Annotated in this window: 2 protein-coding genes; both read right to left on the bottom strand. The window is 53.4% G+C overall.

The window, feature by feature from the left end:
* Nucleotides 1-310 precede the first annotated feature (310 nt).
* Complete coding sequence (locus EOA13_RS36960) at nucleotides 311-1,573, bottom strand: ABC transporter substrate-binding protein (protein ID WP_127298028.1); 1,263 nt, start codon at nucleotides 1,571-1,573, stop codon at nucleotides 311-313.
* Nucleotides 1,574-1,601: 28 nt separating this feature from the next.
* On the bottom strand, nucleotides 1,602-1,980 hold a 379-nt coding region (locus EOA13_RS36955; protein WP_127298027.1), incomplete at its 5' end, for a TOBE domain-containing protein.

Below are 1,980 nucleotides of genomic sequence, written 5' to 3'. Positions count from 1 at the left end.
GTTGAGACGCGGGTGCCCCGCCGGATGCGGACCTGAAATCTTAGGCAATGATTTTGATGCGGTGAGAAACCCCAGTTCCTCAGAAGCAAGCGAGGTGCATCGGGTGAGGACCAGCTTCATCCTTTCGCAGGAACATCGATCAAAACGCGTTTTTGTAAGAGGAGAGGCGGATCATGCCTGCTCCCAACTCCCCGACCAATCGTTTTGCGCGGCATGCGCAAACTTATCACGTTGAATCGACGATCCAATCGCTGGCGTACAAAGGTGCCCCATGAGGGCACCCCCAAATTATGCGGTTCCTCTATGCGCATTACAGTTGCGCCAGGCCGTTCTTAAGGTTGTCGATTGCTTGCTGCGCAGTCATCGAAGGGTCACGGGCGTAGGCATTCACAACATCCTCGAACACGCCTCTGACCTCACGCGGCTGCGCGTGATTTTCCCCAAGAGAAGGCAAGAGTTTGCCCTCGGCGAGAGCATTTTGCCGATCCTTGATGCCTTTTTGGGCGCACTCGTCAAAATCCGAGGGGTTCACTGAGGAAATCGTCGGAATTGATCCCTTCTCCTTGTTGAACTCCGTCTGGACTTTAGTATTCACGGCCAACTCTGCCATCTTTTTCTGTGCGTTGGCCACCGCTTCGTTTTTCGGAGGGAAGAACCCCCAATAGTCGGCAAGAAAAAGAAATGTATCCTCATGGCCGGGGGGAACAGTGCAGATGTAATCAACACCTGCTTGCTTGCCCGCAAGCTTAAATTCGCCTTTTGCCCAGTCACCCTGAATCTGGAAGGCAGCCTCCCCACGGATAACCATCTGGGTCGCCGGATTCCAGTCTAGGTTAGCGGCATTTTGTGGAGAATAGCGAATGACTCTGCGATAGGTCTCAAACGTCTCACGCATTGTGTCGCTGTCGAGAGCATCAGGGCGCAATTCGGATAAAGCCGATTTATGGAAATTGGCTCCGCCGACACCAATCAAAATGTTTTCCCAAAGTTCAAGTTCCTGCCACGCCTGAAAACCATGAGCCAATGGGGTTATTCCATCAGCTTTCATCTTGTCAGCAAGGAAAAACCTTTCTTCCCACGGGGCTGTTACCTCGCCGCCATATTTGTCCAACAATGGCTTGTTGACCCACATCCAGTTGCCGCGGTGCTCGTCGAACGGGATACCAAAGTACTTTCCTTCGATCTTTGCGAAAGCCTGAAGTTCAGGAGCCAAAATCTCGTCCCACTTCCCGGCAGTCGCGAAATCCGTTAAATCTAATAGTATCCCTTCGTTGGCATAGGATCGAATCTGTTGGCCGTGGAGTTGCATCGCTGCCGGAGGATCCCCCGCCGCTAGGCGAGCCTGCAAAACCTGCAGTAGGTTGGTGCCCGCGCTTCCGGCAACAGCAGAATCCTGCCATTCGACGCCTTCCTCCTTGAGTGCGCTAGTCAGCACGGAAAGCGCCTTGCTCTCCCCGCCGGACGTCCACCAATGCATCACTTCGAGACGTTCCTGTGCAAGAGATTCACTTTGCCCAGCTAGCGCCGCGATGATACCCGTTGTAACCAGTACCTGGACGAATTTAATTCGCATTCCAAACCTCCACCTTTAAGATTATGTGTTACGGCGCGATACGGTTCCCTGATTGCTTGTCGAAGAGCACTACGTTTTCCGAATCAATCCAAAATCTTGTCTTTACTCCTACTTGTCCTTGCCCTGGACGCATCCGCGCCGTAACTTCACGCCCGCCAAGTTGAAAGATGGCGTACGTGTCCGCACCGGTTGGCTCGATCACATCCACGACGACTTCGATCTTCATTGCTCCTTCATTCAAGTCCTCCCTGTTGGTCATTATGTGTTCGGGTCGAATCCCCAAGATCACCTTAGAGGGGCTGCCCGGGAACTTGTGCGCATACCCTGGGAACCGCACCTCGGTACCGCATTCAAATGTCAAGGCTGGCGGGCCGCCTCCATCTAGAAAGACCCTTACGGGGATGAGG

Source organism: Mesorhizobium sp. M7A.F.Ca.US.011.01.1.1, from assembly GCF_003998295.1.
In the GTDB taxonomy this organism is placed as follows: Bacteria; Pseudomonadota; Alphaproteobacteria; order Rhizobiales; family Rhizobiaceae; genus Mesorhizobium.
This window is presented reverse-complemented; position numbering and strand designations above follow the sequence as displayed.

Bases quoted from the DNA above. Each gene is read 5' to 3' on its own strand.
- EOA13_RS36960 (WP_127298028.1), bottom strand. From the start codon at position 1,573: ATGCGAATTAAATTCGTCCAGGTACTGGTTACAACGGGTATCATCGCG.